Source organism: Micromonospora sp. NPDC049903 (assembly GCF_044460945.1).
Classification (GTDB): Bacteria; Actinomycetota; Actinomycetes; order Mycobacteriales; family Micromonosporaceae; genus Micromonospora.
In genome coordinates this window covers 98,727-111,998 of the sequence record NZ_JBITKL010000016.1, presented here as the reverse complement: position 1 = coordinate 111,998, position 13,272 = coordinate 98,727, and the positions used below count along the sequence as shown (strand labels likewise).

13 protein-coding genes are annotated in these 13,272 nt (G+C 69.7%); 8 read left to right on the top strand and 5 right to left on the bottom strand.

All coding sequences use genetic code 11. The annotated features are described in order from the left end of the window. The first annotated feature begins 31 nt into the window (after positions 1-31). Complete coding sequence (locus ACIBO1_RS22660; RefSeq protein WP_396749748.1) at positions 32-706, top strand: HAD family hydrolase; 675 nt, start codon at positions 32-34, stop codon at positions 704-706. A 361-nt stretch (positions 707-1,067) separates the two neighbouring features. On the opposite strand, the gene ACIBO1_RS22655 is transcribed toward ACIBO1_RS22660, so the two are convergent. The 4 genes from ACIBO1_RS22655 to ACIBO1_RS22640 all read right to left on the bottom strand — a co-directional run bounded on the left by ACIBO1_RS22655 (position 1,068) and on the right by ACIBO1_RS22640 (position 3,528). Further along, positions 1,068-1,337: a hypothetical protein gene (locus ACIBO1_RS22655; RefSeq protein WP_350699500.1), complete on the bottom strand. Its 270-nt coding sequence runs from the start codon at positions 1,335-1,337 to the stop codon at positions 1,068-1,070. A 47-nt stretch (positions 1,338-1,384) separates the two neighbouring features. Next, a complete protein-coding gene (locus tag ACIBO1_RS22650) occupies positions 1,385-1,816 on the bottom strand; it encodes a hypothetical protein (protein WP_396749745.1) in 432 nt (143 codons plus the stop codon). A gap of 183 nt (positions 1,817-1,999) precedes the next feature. After that, positions 2,000-2,704 carry a VOC family protein gene (locus tag ACIBO1_RS22645; protein WP_396749658.1) on the bottom strand — a complete coding sequence of 235 codons (705 nt, stop codon included), beginning with the start codon at positions 2,702-2,704 and terminating at the stop codon, positions 2,000-2,002. A 245-nt stretch (positions 2,705-2,949) separates the two neighbouring features. Further along, positions 2,950-3,528, bottom strand: coding sequence for a DsbA family protein (locus tag ACIBO1_RS22640; protein WP_396749656.1), 579 nt, complete (start codon positions 3,526-3,528; stop codon positions 2,950-2,952). 303 nt (positions 3,529-3,831) lie between these two features. On the opposite strand from ACIBO1_RS22640, the gene ACIBO1_RS22635 reads away from it, so the two are divergent. From ACIBO1_RS22635 to ACIBO1_RS22615, 5 genes are all read left to right on the top strand, one after another. Next, a complete protein-coding gene (locus tag ACIBO1_RS22635; RefSeq protein WP_396749653.1) occupies positions 3,832-5,097 on the top strand; it encodes an ABC transporter substrate-binding protein in 1,266 nt (421 codons plus the stop codon). After that, positions 5,094-6,086: a sugar ABC transporter permease gene (locus ACIBO1_RS22630; protein ID WP_350699492.1), complete on the top strand. Its 993-nt coding sequence runs from the start codon at positions 5,094-5,096 to the stop codon at positions 6,084-6,086. The genes ACIBO1_RS22635 and ACIBO1_RS22630 overlap by 4 nt, the downstream gene beginning before the upstream one ends. 1 nt (position 6,087) lies before the next feature. Continuing rightward, positions 6,088-6,918, top strand: a complete 831-nt coding sequence (locus tag ACIBO1_RS22625; protein WP_396749651.1) for a carbohydrate ABC transporter permease — start codon at positions 6,088-6,090, stop codon at positions 6,916-6,918. Between the two features lie 10 nt (positions 6,919-6,928). Next, positions 6,929-8,137, top strand: a complete 1,209-nt coding sequence (locus tag ACIBO1_RS22620; RefSeq protein WP_396749649.1) for an ABC transporter ATP-binding protein — start codon at positions 6,929-6,931, stop codon at positions 8,135-8,137. A gap of 103 nt (positions 8,138-8,240) precedes the next feature. Next, a complete protein-coding gene (locus ACIBO1_RS22615; protein WP_396749646.1) occupies positions 8,241-8,480 on the top strand; it encodes a hypothetical protein in 240 nt (79 codons plus the stop codon). A 50-nt stretch (positions 8,481-8,530) separates the two neighbouring features. On the opposite strand, the gene ACIBO1_RS22610 is transcribed toward ACIBO1_RS22615, so the two are convergent. Then, entirely contained in the window at positions 8,531-9,112 is a 582-nt protein-coding gene (locus ACIBO1_RS22610; RefSeq protein ID WP_396749643.1) for a TetR/AcrR family transcriptional regulator, read from the bottom strand. A gap of 142 nt (positions 9,113-9,254) precedes the next feature. On the opposite strand from ACIBO1_RS22610, the gene ACIBO1_RS22605 reads away from it, so the two are divergent. Together ACIBO1_RS22605 and ACIBO1_RS22600 are read left to right on the top strand one after the other, a co-directional pair. Beyond that, a complete protein-coding gene (locus ACIBO1_RS22605) occupies positions 9,255-10,184 on the top strand; it encodes an alpha/beta fold hydrolase (RefSeq protein ID WP_396749640.1) in 930 nt (309 codons plus the stop codon). Positions 10,185-10,528: 344 nt separating this feature from the next. Then, on the top strand, positions 10,529-13,267 hold the full coding sequence (locus ACIBO1_RS22600; protein ID WP_396749638.1) for a helix-turn-helix transcriptional regulator: 2,739 nt from the start codon (positions 10,529-10,531) through the stop codon (positions 13,265-13,267). The last annotated feature ends 5 nt before the right edge of the window (positions 13,268-13,272 follow it).

Sequence of the window (13,272 nt, the reverse complement as noted above, 5' to 3'; positions counted from 1 at the left end):
GACGCATGACGGGTTGATCGAGCCGGGCCGGGTGCTCGTCTTCGACGCGGACGACACGCTCTGGGAGAACAACGTCGTCTTCGAGCGGGTGATCGACGACTTCCTCACCTGGGTGGACCATCCGACGCTCGACCGGACGCAGTTACGGGCGGTGCTCGACGACATCGAGCGGGCTAACGCCGTCGCGCACGGGTACGGCAGCAAGGTCTTCCTGCGCAGCCTGCGGGAGTGCCTGGAGCGACTGCGGGAACGACCGGCCACCGAGGCGGAGCGCCGCGAGATCGACGAACTGGCGGTGGCGCTGGTGAACCACCAGGTCGAGCTGATGCCGGGGGTGGCCGACGCGCTGGACGAGTTGGCCGGGCGGCACGAGTTGCTGCTGCTGACCAAGGGGGAGCGCGAGGAGCAGCAGCGCAAGCTCGACGCGTGTGGGTTGCTGCACCACTTCGCCGCGGCGCACGTCGTGCCGGAGAAGAACGTGGCGACCTATCACCGGCTGAGCCGGGAGCACGGCGTCGACCCGACCCGGGCGTGGATGATCGGCAACTCGCCGCGCTCGGACATCCTGCCGGCGCGGGCGGCCGGCTGGGGGGCGGTGTTCATCCCGAACGCCAACACCTGGGTGTTGGAACACGACGAGCTGGATCCGAGCGACGAGGGCGTACTGCATCTGCGCGCTTTTCCCGACCTGCTCACGCACTTCTGAAGCGGCGGGCCGGTGGCCGGGTGGGCTGGTCGGCCGGTCCGATCGAGTCAGCGCTCGACGTCGGGCGGGTGTTACAGGCTCCTGCCGCTTTTCCCCGCTGCTGGCAATAGTCCGTACCGGCCCGGGCGGGCTCGGCCCCGACCCGCCTAGCCTCGGCCCCAGGTACCGCGACTCGCCGGGGTGGGTCGCGGTACCGGGTCCGGTCGTGGGGCACCGTGGAGCTGAGTGCTGGCGGGCCGGCTGCCGTGCTGGGGCTTGCTGACACGCGCGCCGGCATGCGGCTGGTGCGCTGCCCACGCCGGACGGGTCAGGGCCGGAGCGTGCGGGTCCGGTCCTGACCCGTGTCGTCGTCGAGCCCGGCTCAGGTGGTCTCGCCGCGCACGATGGCGACGGCGACTCGGCAGAACTCGTCCATGTCGGGCTGGAAGGCTGCGGCGATGTCCGGGTGCAGACCGGCGCGGGTCTCGTCGAGCAGCTGCTGACATACCTGCTCCACCGGCTCGCCGGTGTAGGAGTCCCGGATCCGGTCGGCGGCCACCTGGAGTGCCGATGTCAGCTGCTGCTCCAAGGGCCCGCGCAGTTTCTCCTGGACCGGGTCACGAGGTTCCAGCGTGACATGTGGCTCCGACATCGGTGCTCCCTTCGTCGGCGGCAGCGGTACCCGACCACCACCGTCCGTCAAACCACGTTCGGCACCGCCGCGACGCGGATCTGGTACGAGAAGTCCTCGCCCGGCTCCTCCACGTACGACAACCGGCGGATCTGCTTGTCGTCGTCGTAGAGAGCGACGTCGACCAGGACACCGAGGTGGGCGAGGCCAATGCTGGTCACCCGCTTCTTGTCCTGCAGCACCGCACACACCCCGCCCAGCAGGGTGCTGGCGTCGGAGGTGCGGTGCCCGGGCGGGCAACGCAGCGTCAGGTCCACCTCGATCGGGCCGGACAGCGGGGTCCAGCCGGTCTTCTGTGCCGCCTCGCAGGCGGCCTGGAGCAGGGCGCGGACCCTCGTCGCCTGCCGGTGGCCGGCGGCGAAGATGGACAGCGCCTCGGTCTTGACCGGTGGCAGGCCGCTCACCTCGAACGTCAGGGCGAGATCGCGGGTGTCCTGCACCACGACGGCACCTCCTCGTTGGGGACGATCCTGCCCAACCGGTGGACCGGTGACGGGGTGTTCCCGCGAGAACCCACCGATCGGCGGATCGGGGTGGGCCGGTGGCGTAACGGCGGCGACGGCGTACGCGCTGACGGCACGGCAGGAGTCACGCTAGTCGACCCGACGGCCGCCCGGTATCACTCAAGTGGTGGGATGCGGCGCGAACGCACAGAATTCGTTGCCCTCCGGGTCGGCCAGCACCCACCAGCTGACCGTGTCGTCCGGCTCCCGCAGTAGGCTCGCTCCGGCGGCGATCAGCGCGGTCGGCTCGGGGTCGACGAGATCGACGTCCCAGTGCATGCGGTTCTTGACCGTCTTGCGTTCCGGCACGGTGTCGAAGATCCAGAAGTCCCACGGGAACCCGCTCGCGCCGACGATCTTGGCGTACCCCTCGTCGCTGGGGTGGACCTCGCCGCCGACGACGCCGGACCACCAGGCGGCCTGCGCGGCCGCGTCGGCGGAGTCGACCACCAGCTCGAAGGGCCCGGGAGCGGCATCCTCGCCGGGCGGGACGGCACAGAACAGGTTGCCCTCCGGGTCGGCCAGCACCCACCAGTCGATCTCCGAGTCGGGCTCGCGCACGATCCGCGCCCCGGCCGCCAGCAGCGCCGTCGGCTGCGGCTCGGCCAGCCACAGATCAAGGTGTACGCGGGTCTTGACGCTTCGTGGCTCCGGCACCCGGTTGATCCAGATCGCCTCGGCCGAGGACCGCCCGGTCGGCGGGTCGACCCTGCCGTCACCGTCCCCGGTGTCGACCAGGCTTCCGCCGAGCACCCCGGCCCAGAACCCGCCGAGAGCGTTCGGGTCAGTGGCGTCGAGACAGAGGTCCTTGAAACGCGCGAGCATGCCGCCGATCCTGCCCCCAACCCCGCCCCGCCGCACCCCGCCCCACCGTCTCCGCCGCTGCCTGCTCTGACCGGCCGATCATGGAGTTGAGGTCGCCGTCGATGCGGAGTGTCCGGACATCTCGGGTGCCACAAGGCCATGATCGACGTGGCGGGGCGGGGTGGGCGGGTTTCGCACAATGGCCGCGCCGCCCGGGGTGACCGAGCGGCGCGGGGCGGCGAGGTGGGTGTGCGGCGGGGGAGAGGTCAGCGGCGGCCGCGCTTGACCTCGTGAAAGGCCGACATGCGGAACAGGGGGAGCAGGCTGTCCCAGAGCAGCAGGGTGTCGTCGAGGTCGGGTACCTCGGTGAGGATCGGGCCGTGCAGGCCCCGGTCGGCGCCGGGGACCATGAGCACCGGCGAGCCGATGTCCGGCCCGGCCGAGCCGAACGCCAGCGCGTGCGAGGCGTGCACCTCGGCGTCCCAGCGGTCGTCGTCCAGCGCGGAGGCCATGTCGTCGAGACCGGCCGCCGTCACCGCCTCCGCCACCAGCTTGTCGCTGGGCGGGTTGCCGGCGTCATGGGTACGGGTGCCCAACTCGGTGTAGAACCGGCCGGCATCCTCGTGGCGGTCCTCCGCGCGCAGCGCCTCCACCAGCCGCAGCGCCCGGCTCGACGCCGCCATCGCCTCGGCGTACTCCGGTGGGGCCTGACCCCCGCTCAGGATGCTCAGGCTGAACGCGCGCCACTCGATGCGCAGGTCACGGGCTTCGGCGGCGGCGACCAGCCAGCGTGACGTGCGCCAGGTCCACGGGCAGGCGGGATCGAAGAAGAAGGTGGCATCCACCGCCCGAGACTAACGCCCACCGTCCGGGTCGGCCTCCGGTGTGACCTGGACCACGCAAAGTGACGTTTAAGTCGTGTCACGCGGTGGGTTTCGCGGCTTCCCGGCTCGGGCAGTGTTGCAGCCACGAGGCGCCAGGGCGGCGAACCGGCAGGTCAGAAGCCCTGGCCGCGTCGTCGTGCGCCGGGGCACGAGACCTCTTCCCGGGTTGTTGGTCGAGACCGAGGGAGGGGTCATGGATCAGCCGTACAGCAGGCCCGGCGCCGTGGTGCCGGGCGGCGCCCCGGAGCGCGGCGGAGTACCGGTATGAGCAGACGCCGACCTCGGGCACGTGTCGCGGCGGCGACCGCCGCGCTGACGTTGCTGGCACCGATGGCTGCCTGCGCCTCCGGCGGCGACGGCGGGGTGCCCACGATCAACCTCTACTACCCGCCGGAGGAGAACTTCCAGCAGGTGGTCGACCAGTGCAACACGCAGGCCGGTGGGCGCTACCGCATCGACTACCGGGTGCTGCCCCGGGAGGCCGACGAGCAGCGGGTGCAGATGGTGCGCCGGCTCGCGGCCGACGACGACGGGATGGACGTGCTCGGCCTCGACGTCACCTGGACGCAGGAGTTCGCCGGCGCGAAGTGGATCCTGGAATGGACCGGGCAGGATCGGGCCGAGGTCGAGGACGGCACCCTGGAAGGACCGTTGGAGACCGCCCGGTACGAGGACAAGCTCTACGGTGCGCCGAAGAACACCAACGTCCAACTCCTCTGGTACCGCAAGGACCTGGTGCCCGAGCCGCCGACCACCTGGAACGAGATGATCCAGATGGCGCAGCGGCTCAAGGAGCAGGGCCAGCCGCATCAGGTGCTGACCATGGGCGCCCAGTACGAGGGCCTGGTGGTGCTCTACAACACGCTGGTGGCCAGCGCGGGCGGCAACATCCTCAACGCCGAGGGCACCGAGGCCGCGATGGACGAGGGTGCGGTGCGGGCGCTGGAGCAGCTCCGCGACTTCGCCACGTCCGGCGTGACCTCGCCGTCGTTCAGCAACGCCATGGAGGATCCGGTCCGGCTGGACTTCCAGGCCGGTAACGGCGCCTTCCAGATCAACTGGCCGTTCGTCTATCCGGCCATGCAGGAGGCCAACCCGCAGTTGGCCGAGCAGGTCGCCTGGGCGCGGGTGCCCGGCATCGACGAGGGTACGCCCGGCCGGGTCACCATCGGCGGGATCAACCTCGCGGTCAGCGCGCACTCGAAGCACCCGGCGGAATCCTTCGAGGCGGCCAAGTGCCTGCGCAACGCGGAGAGCCAGAAGTTCTCGGCGATCAACGACGGCGTGCCGCCGACCATCGAGAGCGTGTACGACGACCCGGAGATGGACGAGGCGTACCCGATGAAGGAGACCATCCTCGAACAGCTGCGGGACCCGGCGGTCCGGCCGCTGACCCCGGCGTACCAGAGCATCTCGACGGTGATGTCGGCGATCCTGTCGCCGCCGTCGGCGATCGACCCGCCCGCGACCGCGGACGAGCTGCGCGACGCCGTCGCGGACGCGCTGGAGTCGAGGGGAGTGCTGCCGTGACCGAGCGAAGCACGACGAGCGGCACCGACACGGTCGACGAGACGACCGACGGTCCCCGACACGCGACGGTGCCCGCGCAGCGGTCCAACCGTCGCCGCAAGGCCCCGCTGAGCGAGAACAAGCGGGCCGAGCGGAAACTGGGCTGGCTGCTGTGCGCGCCGGCCGCGCTGGTCATGGTCGCGGTGACCGGTTATCCGATCCTCTATTCGGTGTGGCTGTCGTTGCAGCGCTTCGACCTGCGCTTCCCCGACGAGCGGGAGTTCGTCGGCCTGGACAACTACGTCACCGTGCTGACCAACGACTTCTGGTGGACCGCGTTCGGCGTGACGATGCTGATCACGGTGGTCACCGTCGCCGTGGAACTGGTGCTCGGCATGGGTCTCGCGCTGGTCATGCACCGGACGCTGGTCGGCCGGGGCATCGTGCGCACGGCGGCGCTGATCCCGTACGGCATCGTCACGGTCGTCGCCGCCTTCTCCTGGCGGTACGCGTGGACGCCCGGCACCGGTTATCTGGCCAACCTCTTCTCCGACGGCGCACCGCTGACCGAACGGGCCAGCTCGCTGGCGATCATCATGCTGGCGGAGATCTGGAAGACCACGCCGTTCATGGCGCTGCTGCTGATGGCGGGTCTGGCGCTGGTGCCGGAAGACCTGCTCAAGGCGGCCTCCACGGACGGGGCCACCGCGTGGCAGCGGTTCACCAAGGTGATGCTGCCGGTGATGAAGCCGGCGATCCTGGTCGCCCTGCTGTTCCGCACCCTCGACGCGTTCCGGGTCTTCGACAACATCTACGTGCTGACCAACGGGGCCAACCAGACCTCATCGGTGTCGATGATCGCCTACAACAACCTGATCCGGGGCCTGAACCTCGGCATCGGGTCGACCATGTCGGTGCTGATCTTCATCGCCGTGGCGATCATCGCATTCATCTTCGTGAAGCTGTTCGGTACCGCTGCCCCCGGCAGTGACGACGGGGAGAGGCGCTGAGATGGCCGACACCACCAAGGTCAAGCTCCAGTGGGGCGTGATGAACACGATCGTGGTCGTCTTCGCCCTGATCCCGGTGCTGTGGATCATGTCGTTGTCGTTCAAGACGCCGGCCACGCTCACCGACGGCAACTTCATCCCGCGCGAGTGGACGCTGGAGAACTACCGCAACATCTTCGCCACCGACCAGTTCGTCCGAGCGCTGGTCAACTCCATCGGCATCGCGCTGATCGCCACCACGATCGCCGTGGTGCTCGGCACCATGGCCGCGTACGCGATCGCCCGGCTGGACTTCCCCGGTAAGCGCCTGCTCGTCGGCGTCGCCCTGTTGATCGCGATGTTCCCGCAGGTGTCGCTGGTCTCGCCGCTGTTCGAGATCGAACGGCAGCTGGGGCTCTTCGACACCTGGCCGGGTCTGATCCTGCCGTACATCACCTTCGCGCTGCCGCTGGCGATCTATACGCTGTCCGCGTTCTTCAAGCAGGTCCCCTGGGATCTGGAGAAGGCCGCGAAGATGGACGGCGCCACCCAGGGCCAGGCGTTCCGGCGGGTCATCGCCCCGCTCGCCGCGCCGGGGGTCTTCACCACGGCGATCCTGGTCTTCATCTTCTGCTGGAACGACTTCCTGTTCGCCATCTCGCTGACCTCCACCGAACGCTCGCGCACGGTGCCGGTGGCGTTGTCGTTCTTCACCGGCGAGTCGCAGTTCGAGGACCCCACCGGGGCGATCTGCGCCGCCGCCGTGGTGATCACCGTACCGATCATCCTGTTCGTCCTCTTCTTCCAACGCCGCATCGTCTCCGGCCTGACCTCCGGCGCCGTCAAGGGATAGGTGATAACTCGTGGCTGACATCGTGCTCGACAAAGTGAGCAAGAAATTCCCGGACGGCACCACGGCGGTGCGGGACGTCGACCTGGAGATCGCCGACGGCGAGTTCGTGATCCTGGTCGGTCCCTCCGGCTGCGGCAAGTCCACCACCCTCAACATGATCGCCGGACTGGAGGACATCAGCTCCGGTGACCTGCGCATCGGCGGCGAACGGGTCAACGACAAGGCACCCCGGGACCGGGACATCGCGATGGTCTTCCAGTCCTACGCGCTGTACCCGAACATGACCGTCCGGGAGAACATGGCGTTCCCGCTGCGGCTGGCGAAGCTGGACAAGGAGACGATCAACCGCAAGGTCGACGAGGCGGCCAAGGTGCTCGAACTGACGTCGCTGCTGGACCGCAGGCCGGCCAACCTCTCCGGCGGGCAGCGGCAGCGGGTCGCGATGGGGCGGGCGATCGTCCGCCAGCCCAAGGCGTTCCTGATGGATGAGCCACTGTCCAACCTGGACGCGAAGCTGCGGGTGCAGATGCGGACCGTGGTGTCCCGCCTGCAGAAGAAGCTCGGCACCACCACCGTCTACGTCACCCACGACCAGACCGAGGCGATGACCCTCGGCGACCGCGTGGTGATCATGCGAGGTGGGGCGGTCCAGCAGGTCGGCCCGCCACAGGAGTTGTACGAGAACCCGAACAACCTCTTCGTGGCCGGGTTCATCGGCTCCCCGTCGATGAACTTCCTGCCCGCCACCCTCGAACAGGGCACCCTGCGTACCGCCCTGGGTGACGTGCCGATCGGCGATCGGATCCGCCGTGAGCTGGAGGCCGCCGACGCCTCCCGCGACCTGATCCTCGGCATCCGGCCCGAGCACTTCGAGGACGCCGAACTGATCGACGAGGAGACCCGCCGCCGGGGCATGGAGTTCGAGGCGCCGGTGGACATCGTCGAGTCGATGGGCTCGGACAAGTACGTCTACCTGACCGTCGAGGGGGAGCGGGCCACCGCCGCCGAACTGGAGGAGTTGGCCGCCGACACCGGTGCCGCCGACTTCGCCGGTGGCGGATCGAACTTGGTCACCCGCCTGTCGGCCGAGTCGACGGTGAGCGAGGGCGAGAACCGGCGGGTCTGGTTCAACCTGGAGAAGATCCACCTGTTCGACCCGTCCAACGGCCGCAACCTCACCCTCCACGAGGGCCGCGCGGCCGGCACCCTGGACGCCTGACCGCGTACGCCTGACACACCTCGTGCCCCCGACGGACCCGTCGGGGGCACGAGGTGTGTCTGCCCTCGGCGCTACAGTGCCGGGCGGACGAAGGGGGACCAGAGTGTTCGTCGAGATCGTTTTTTCGGGGCTGCCGATCGACCGGGACGACCTGGAGGACGCGTTGACAGCGGAGTTCGCGCTGGACGGCGAGGTCACCGGCGCGGGCACCGGCGAGCACGGCGGCAATCTCGACCTGGAGATCGCGGAGAGCGCGGACCGTACTGCGGCCTTGGCGCGTCTCCAGAAGGTGTTCGTGGAACTCGGGATCGAGAACCACGTACGCCCGATCGTCCGCGACTGACCAGACGACGGGATCGCCTTCAGCCGGCCCAGCGTCCCGCTCGGACCGCACTAGCGCAGAGACCGGCGCAGCAGGTCGATCAGGTATTCGGCGGCCCGTGCGGTGTCGAAGTCCGGAGCGGTCAGGTTCTGCGAGACGATCGCGTCCAGCGCGCCGTTCATGATCACCGCAGTGGCGTCCGGGTCGATGTCGGGCCGGTAGTCGCCGGCGTCGCGGGCGGCGGCGATCAACGCCGCCACGGACTGCTGTCGGCTGGGGGCGTTCGGTAGGTCGTCGACGGTCGGCGCGCTGCCGATGGCCTCGACGATCATGCGAGTGTGCGTCGGGTGCTCGGTCAGGTATCCGGTGAGGGACCGGATGTATGCCTCCACGGCAGCCGCGCCGGAGGCCGCCTCGACTGCTGCTGCGACCCGGGTCGTCAGATCCTCGAGCACCGAGTCGTAGGCGGCCCGCACGACCGCGTCCTTCGACGGGTAGTGATAGAGGACTGCGGCCTTGGAGATGCCGGCGCCCTCAGCAATCCGGATCAGTGACGTGCCGGTGTAGCCATGTCGAGCGATCAGGTCGATGGTCACGCCGATGAGCTGGGCACGGCGGGCTTGCTCGGTGATGGTCAGCGGCTTTCCGGGCACCCCTACACCGTAGAAGACAACCGTGCGGTTGAAAATTCTACCGACAGGTCAGTAATCTGACCGTATGGTTAGGGTGACGATACGGAAGATCGGAACCTGGCTGCGACGGCGCCGCCGTCCGCTCCTCTGGGCGGGAACTGCGGTGGCGGTCCTCGTGGCCGGCGGCGCCTATGCACTGCGCGACCCCTCGCCGGTCGGCTACTTCACGTCAGCCGAGGCCCACGACCGGTTCATCGCCTCCTACCAGCGGGCGATGGCGCAACTGCCCGCTCCCGACCGCACGCTCGACGTCCGCACCGGGTATGGCGTCGTGCGCGTCTACCACTTCGAAGGTGGCGGCGTGCCCGATGCCGCACCTCTGTTGCTGCTGCCCGGGCGATCCTCGGCGTCCCCGGTATGGGCGGACAATCTGCCGTCGCTGCTCACGCTGCGCGACGTGTACACGGTCGACCTGCTCGGTGAGCCAGGGCTCAGCGTGCAGCAGCGCCCGATCGTCACCGATGCGGATCATGCGCAGTGGCTGCACGAGGTGCTGCGAGCCCTGCCGGAACCGCGTATCCACCTGTTCGGTCTGTCGTTCGGCGGGTGGACGGCGATGAACCTGGCTCTGCACCGGCCGGAGAAGGTGGCCGGGGTCATCCTGCTCGATCCGGTGCTCACCTTCGCCAACCTGTCGATCGGTGTGGTGCTGCGGTCGATCCCGGTGAGTGTCCGCTGGGCACCCCGATCCTGGCGGGACAGCTTCACCAGTTGGACCGCGAACGGTGCCCCGGTCGAGGACGTACCGGTGGCCGACATGATCGAGCAAGGGCTGCAGTCGTACGCGATGAAGTTGTCCGCCCCGGCCCGACCGAGCGAGGACCAGCTCGCCCAGCTCGGCGTGCCCGCCCTGGTCCTGTTGGCCGGTGAGTCGCGGATGCACGACGCCGCCGACGCCGCCGAGTACGCCCGGCGGGTGCTGCCCGACGCTACCGTCAAGACCTATCCCCACGCCTCCCACGCCATCAACGGCGAGCACCCGGACGAGATCGCCGCCGACGTCGCGACCTTCCTCGGCGCAGGAGGCCGCTGACGCCGGCCTCTCCTGGTGGACGCCCTCGAAGATTGCAGGCACTAGGTATGCCTAGGCGGCCCGCGTACTCCGCTAAACCCCGGTGAGCAGTGAAGATAGGTAAGCGTTGCCCGATGTGGCAGCACTCTTGTCAACCGACGATTGATCCATCAGCGGTTGACAAGGAGGCAAGCCATGTTGATGGACCCGGGCACGATGCTGGCTCTGGCGAACGATCGTCGCCGCGAGTTGATCGCCGAGGCCGACTGCGAGCGCCTACTCACCAACGCTCGGCGGGCCCGGCGGGCCCGCCGAGCCCGTAACACCCTGGCCGTCCGTGGACAGCCCGACGCTAACCTCACGTCATGCGAACCATCCGCGGCGGTGCCAGCCCAGTGATGATCGGGCGGGAAAGCGAGCTGCGCCGGTTGGCGCAGCTCGCTTCGGCACGTGAGCCGGCGGTGGCGCTCATCGCGGGTGAGCCGGGCATCGGGAAGACCCGGCTGGTGCACGAGCTGCTGACGACCGTGTCGGCGGAGACCGTGGTGCTGGTCGGCCAGGCCGAACCCGGCTCGCTGTCCCGGCCGTACGAGGTGCTCCTGGGCGCCATCGACGGCCGTCCAGGCAGCGACGAGGAGCAGCTTGCGGCCCTCGCGGACCCGCGGCGCAGCCCGGTCGAGCGCCTGCACACCGGCCTCGCCATCCTGGCCGACCTGCTCGGCGACTCCCCTGCGGTCATCGTCTTCGAGGACCTGCACTGGGCCGACTCGGAGAGCGCGGCGCTGTTCGAGCGGATCGCCGACCAGCGCGGGCCGCGGCTGCTCATCGGAACGTACCGGCCGGACGAGGTGACCCGCCGCCAACCGGTGGCTGGCCTGCTGGCCCGGATGGAGCGCCGACACACCGTCACCCATGTACGTCTGGATCGCCTCACCCCCGCACAGACCGCAGCGTTGCTGGCGGCGGCCACCGGCGCTCCGGCGCCGCTGCGCGCCGTGGCGGCACTGCACCACCGCACCGGTGGCAACCCGTTCTTCCTGGAGGAGTTGCTGCGTGCGCTGCCCGGGTACGACGTGGAGGCGCTGGTCGGGCAGCCGCTGCCGTGGAGTCTCGCCGAGGTGTTACGCCGGCAGGTCGACGACCTCGACCCGGTCAGCCACCGCGTCGTCGAGGCGGCTACCGTGCTCGGCCACCGCATCCCGTTCGACTTGCTCGCCGACGTGACCGGTCTGGGCGAGGACGAGCTCATCGCCGTGTTGCGAGACCTGGTCACCCAGGGCGTCCTGGTCGAGTCCGGCGACGACGAGTTCGCGTTCCGGCACGCACTGGTGCGCGAGGCGATCGTCGACCAGATGCTCGGCCGGCAGCGCCGCCGGCTTCACGAGAGGGCACTCGACGTACTCCTGAACGGTGGTGCCTCCGACCCGGCCATGGTGGCGCACCACGCTCGCGGCGCCGGCCGGTACGACGACATGATCGCCGCGGCCCGCCGCGGCTCTGAGCTCTACCTCTCCATCGGGTCTGCCTACCAGGCCCTGCAACTGGCGGAGATGGGCCTCGACGAGATGCCCGACGACACCGACCTGCTCGCCTCCGCCGCCCGAGCGGCGTGGTTGGCCGGACTGCTGGATGACGCCCTGCGGTACGGCCGGCGCTGGCGCGACCTCGCCGACACCACGACCGACCGGGCTGAGTCGCTGTACCTCCTGGTCCGCATCGCGTGGGAGTCCCGCGAGACCGACGAGATGCGCGCGTTGACGCATGACATCGGGACCCTGATCGCGCAGCTTCCCCCCGGTGCCGACCAGGCGCGGGCGATGACCGCGATCGCGCAGTCGGCGTACCTGCAAGGCGACTGCGACGCCGTGCTGCTCTGGTCCGACCGCGCGCTGGCGCTGGCGGACGAATTCGACCTGCCAGCCGTACGCCTGGCCGCGCTGATCGAGAAGGGTGCGACGCTTGTCGAGCGCCCGCAGACTGCCGCCGACGGCCGCAGGATCCTGTCCGCTCTCGTCGACGAGGCCGAAGAGGCGGGCGAGTGGGTGCTGGCTGCCCGTGCCCTCGACTCCCTGGCGCACGGCGAGCCACCCACCTCGCCGGTCGAGCACGCCGAAACACTGGAGCGGATGCGGGTTGACGCTGAGCGGGCCGGCTTCGAGTCACTCGCGGTGGCCACCTACTTCCAGGGCCGAGCCCGGCTGGCGGTGCGGGCCGGCGACCTGCGCGCCGCGACCGGGGCGCTGGAGGAGGGACGCGAGCAGGACCGCAGCTACCGACGCCGGGGCCGCTGGGCCGACTATCACGGCGTCTTCCTCGCTGGGCTCTATCTGGAGGCCGGCGAGCTGGACCACGTTGAGCAGCTCATCACGGACCTGGCGGCGCTGCCCGACAACTGGCCGGCGACGATTCCCAGCCTCGCGTTCCACCTCGCCTGCCGTCGCGGCGACCTCCCGCGCGCCGAAGCGAGCCTGGAGGAACTCATCGCGGCCCTATCCGAGCAGCCGTGGCGCAGCAATGAAACGGCCCACGATCTGATCTCTGCCGCGCTTCATATCGGCTTGCCGACGCACCGGCTCGACCAGATGGCCGACGCGCTACTCGATGCCAGCGTATGGAACGCCTACCGGACGCTCGTCGATGCCCAGCTCGCGGAGGCACGCGGCCAGCACGTCGAGGCGCTGGCCAGCTACCTGTCCATCGCCGAGGCCCACATCCTGGGTCCGGCGACCCGCGGCACCGTACGCGTGGGTGCCGCCCGTTGTCTGCTCGCGAACGACCAGCGCGAGGAGGCTGCCGCGCAGGTGGAGGCGGCCGCACCCCTGCTGGCCGAATGGCGTGGCTGGCGGGTGGCCCAACTCGCCCACGTCCGCGCCCAGCTGGGCATGGTGCCGGTCGACGCGGCACCCGCGGTCACAGGTCCGACCGCCCTGACCCCCCGCGAGCGGGAGGTGGCAGTACTGATCAGCGACGGGCTGACCAATACCGAGCTGGCCCGGCGCCTCTACATCTCACCGAAAACCGCCGCCGTTCACGTCTCGAACATCCTGCGGAAGCTGGGCGTCTCGTCCCGGACCGAGGTGGGTGACCTCCTCGGGCGGCATTGACCGCC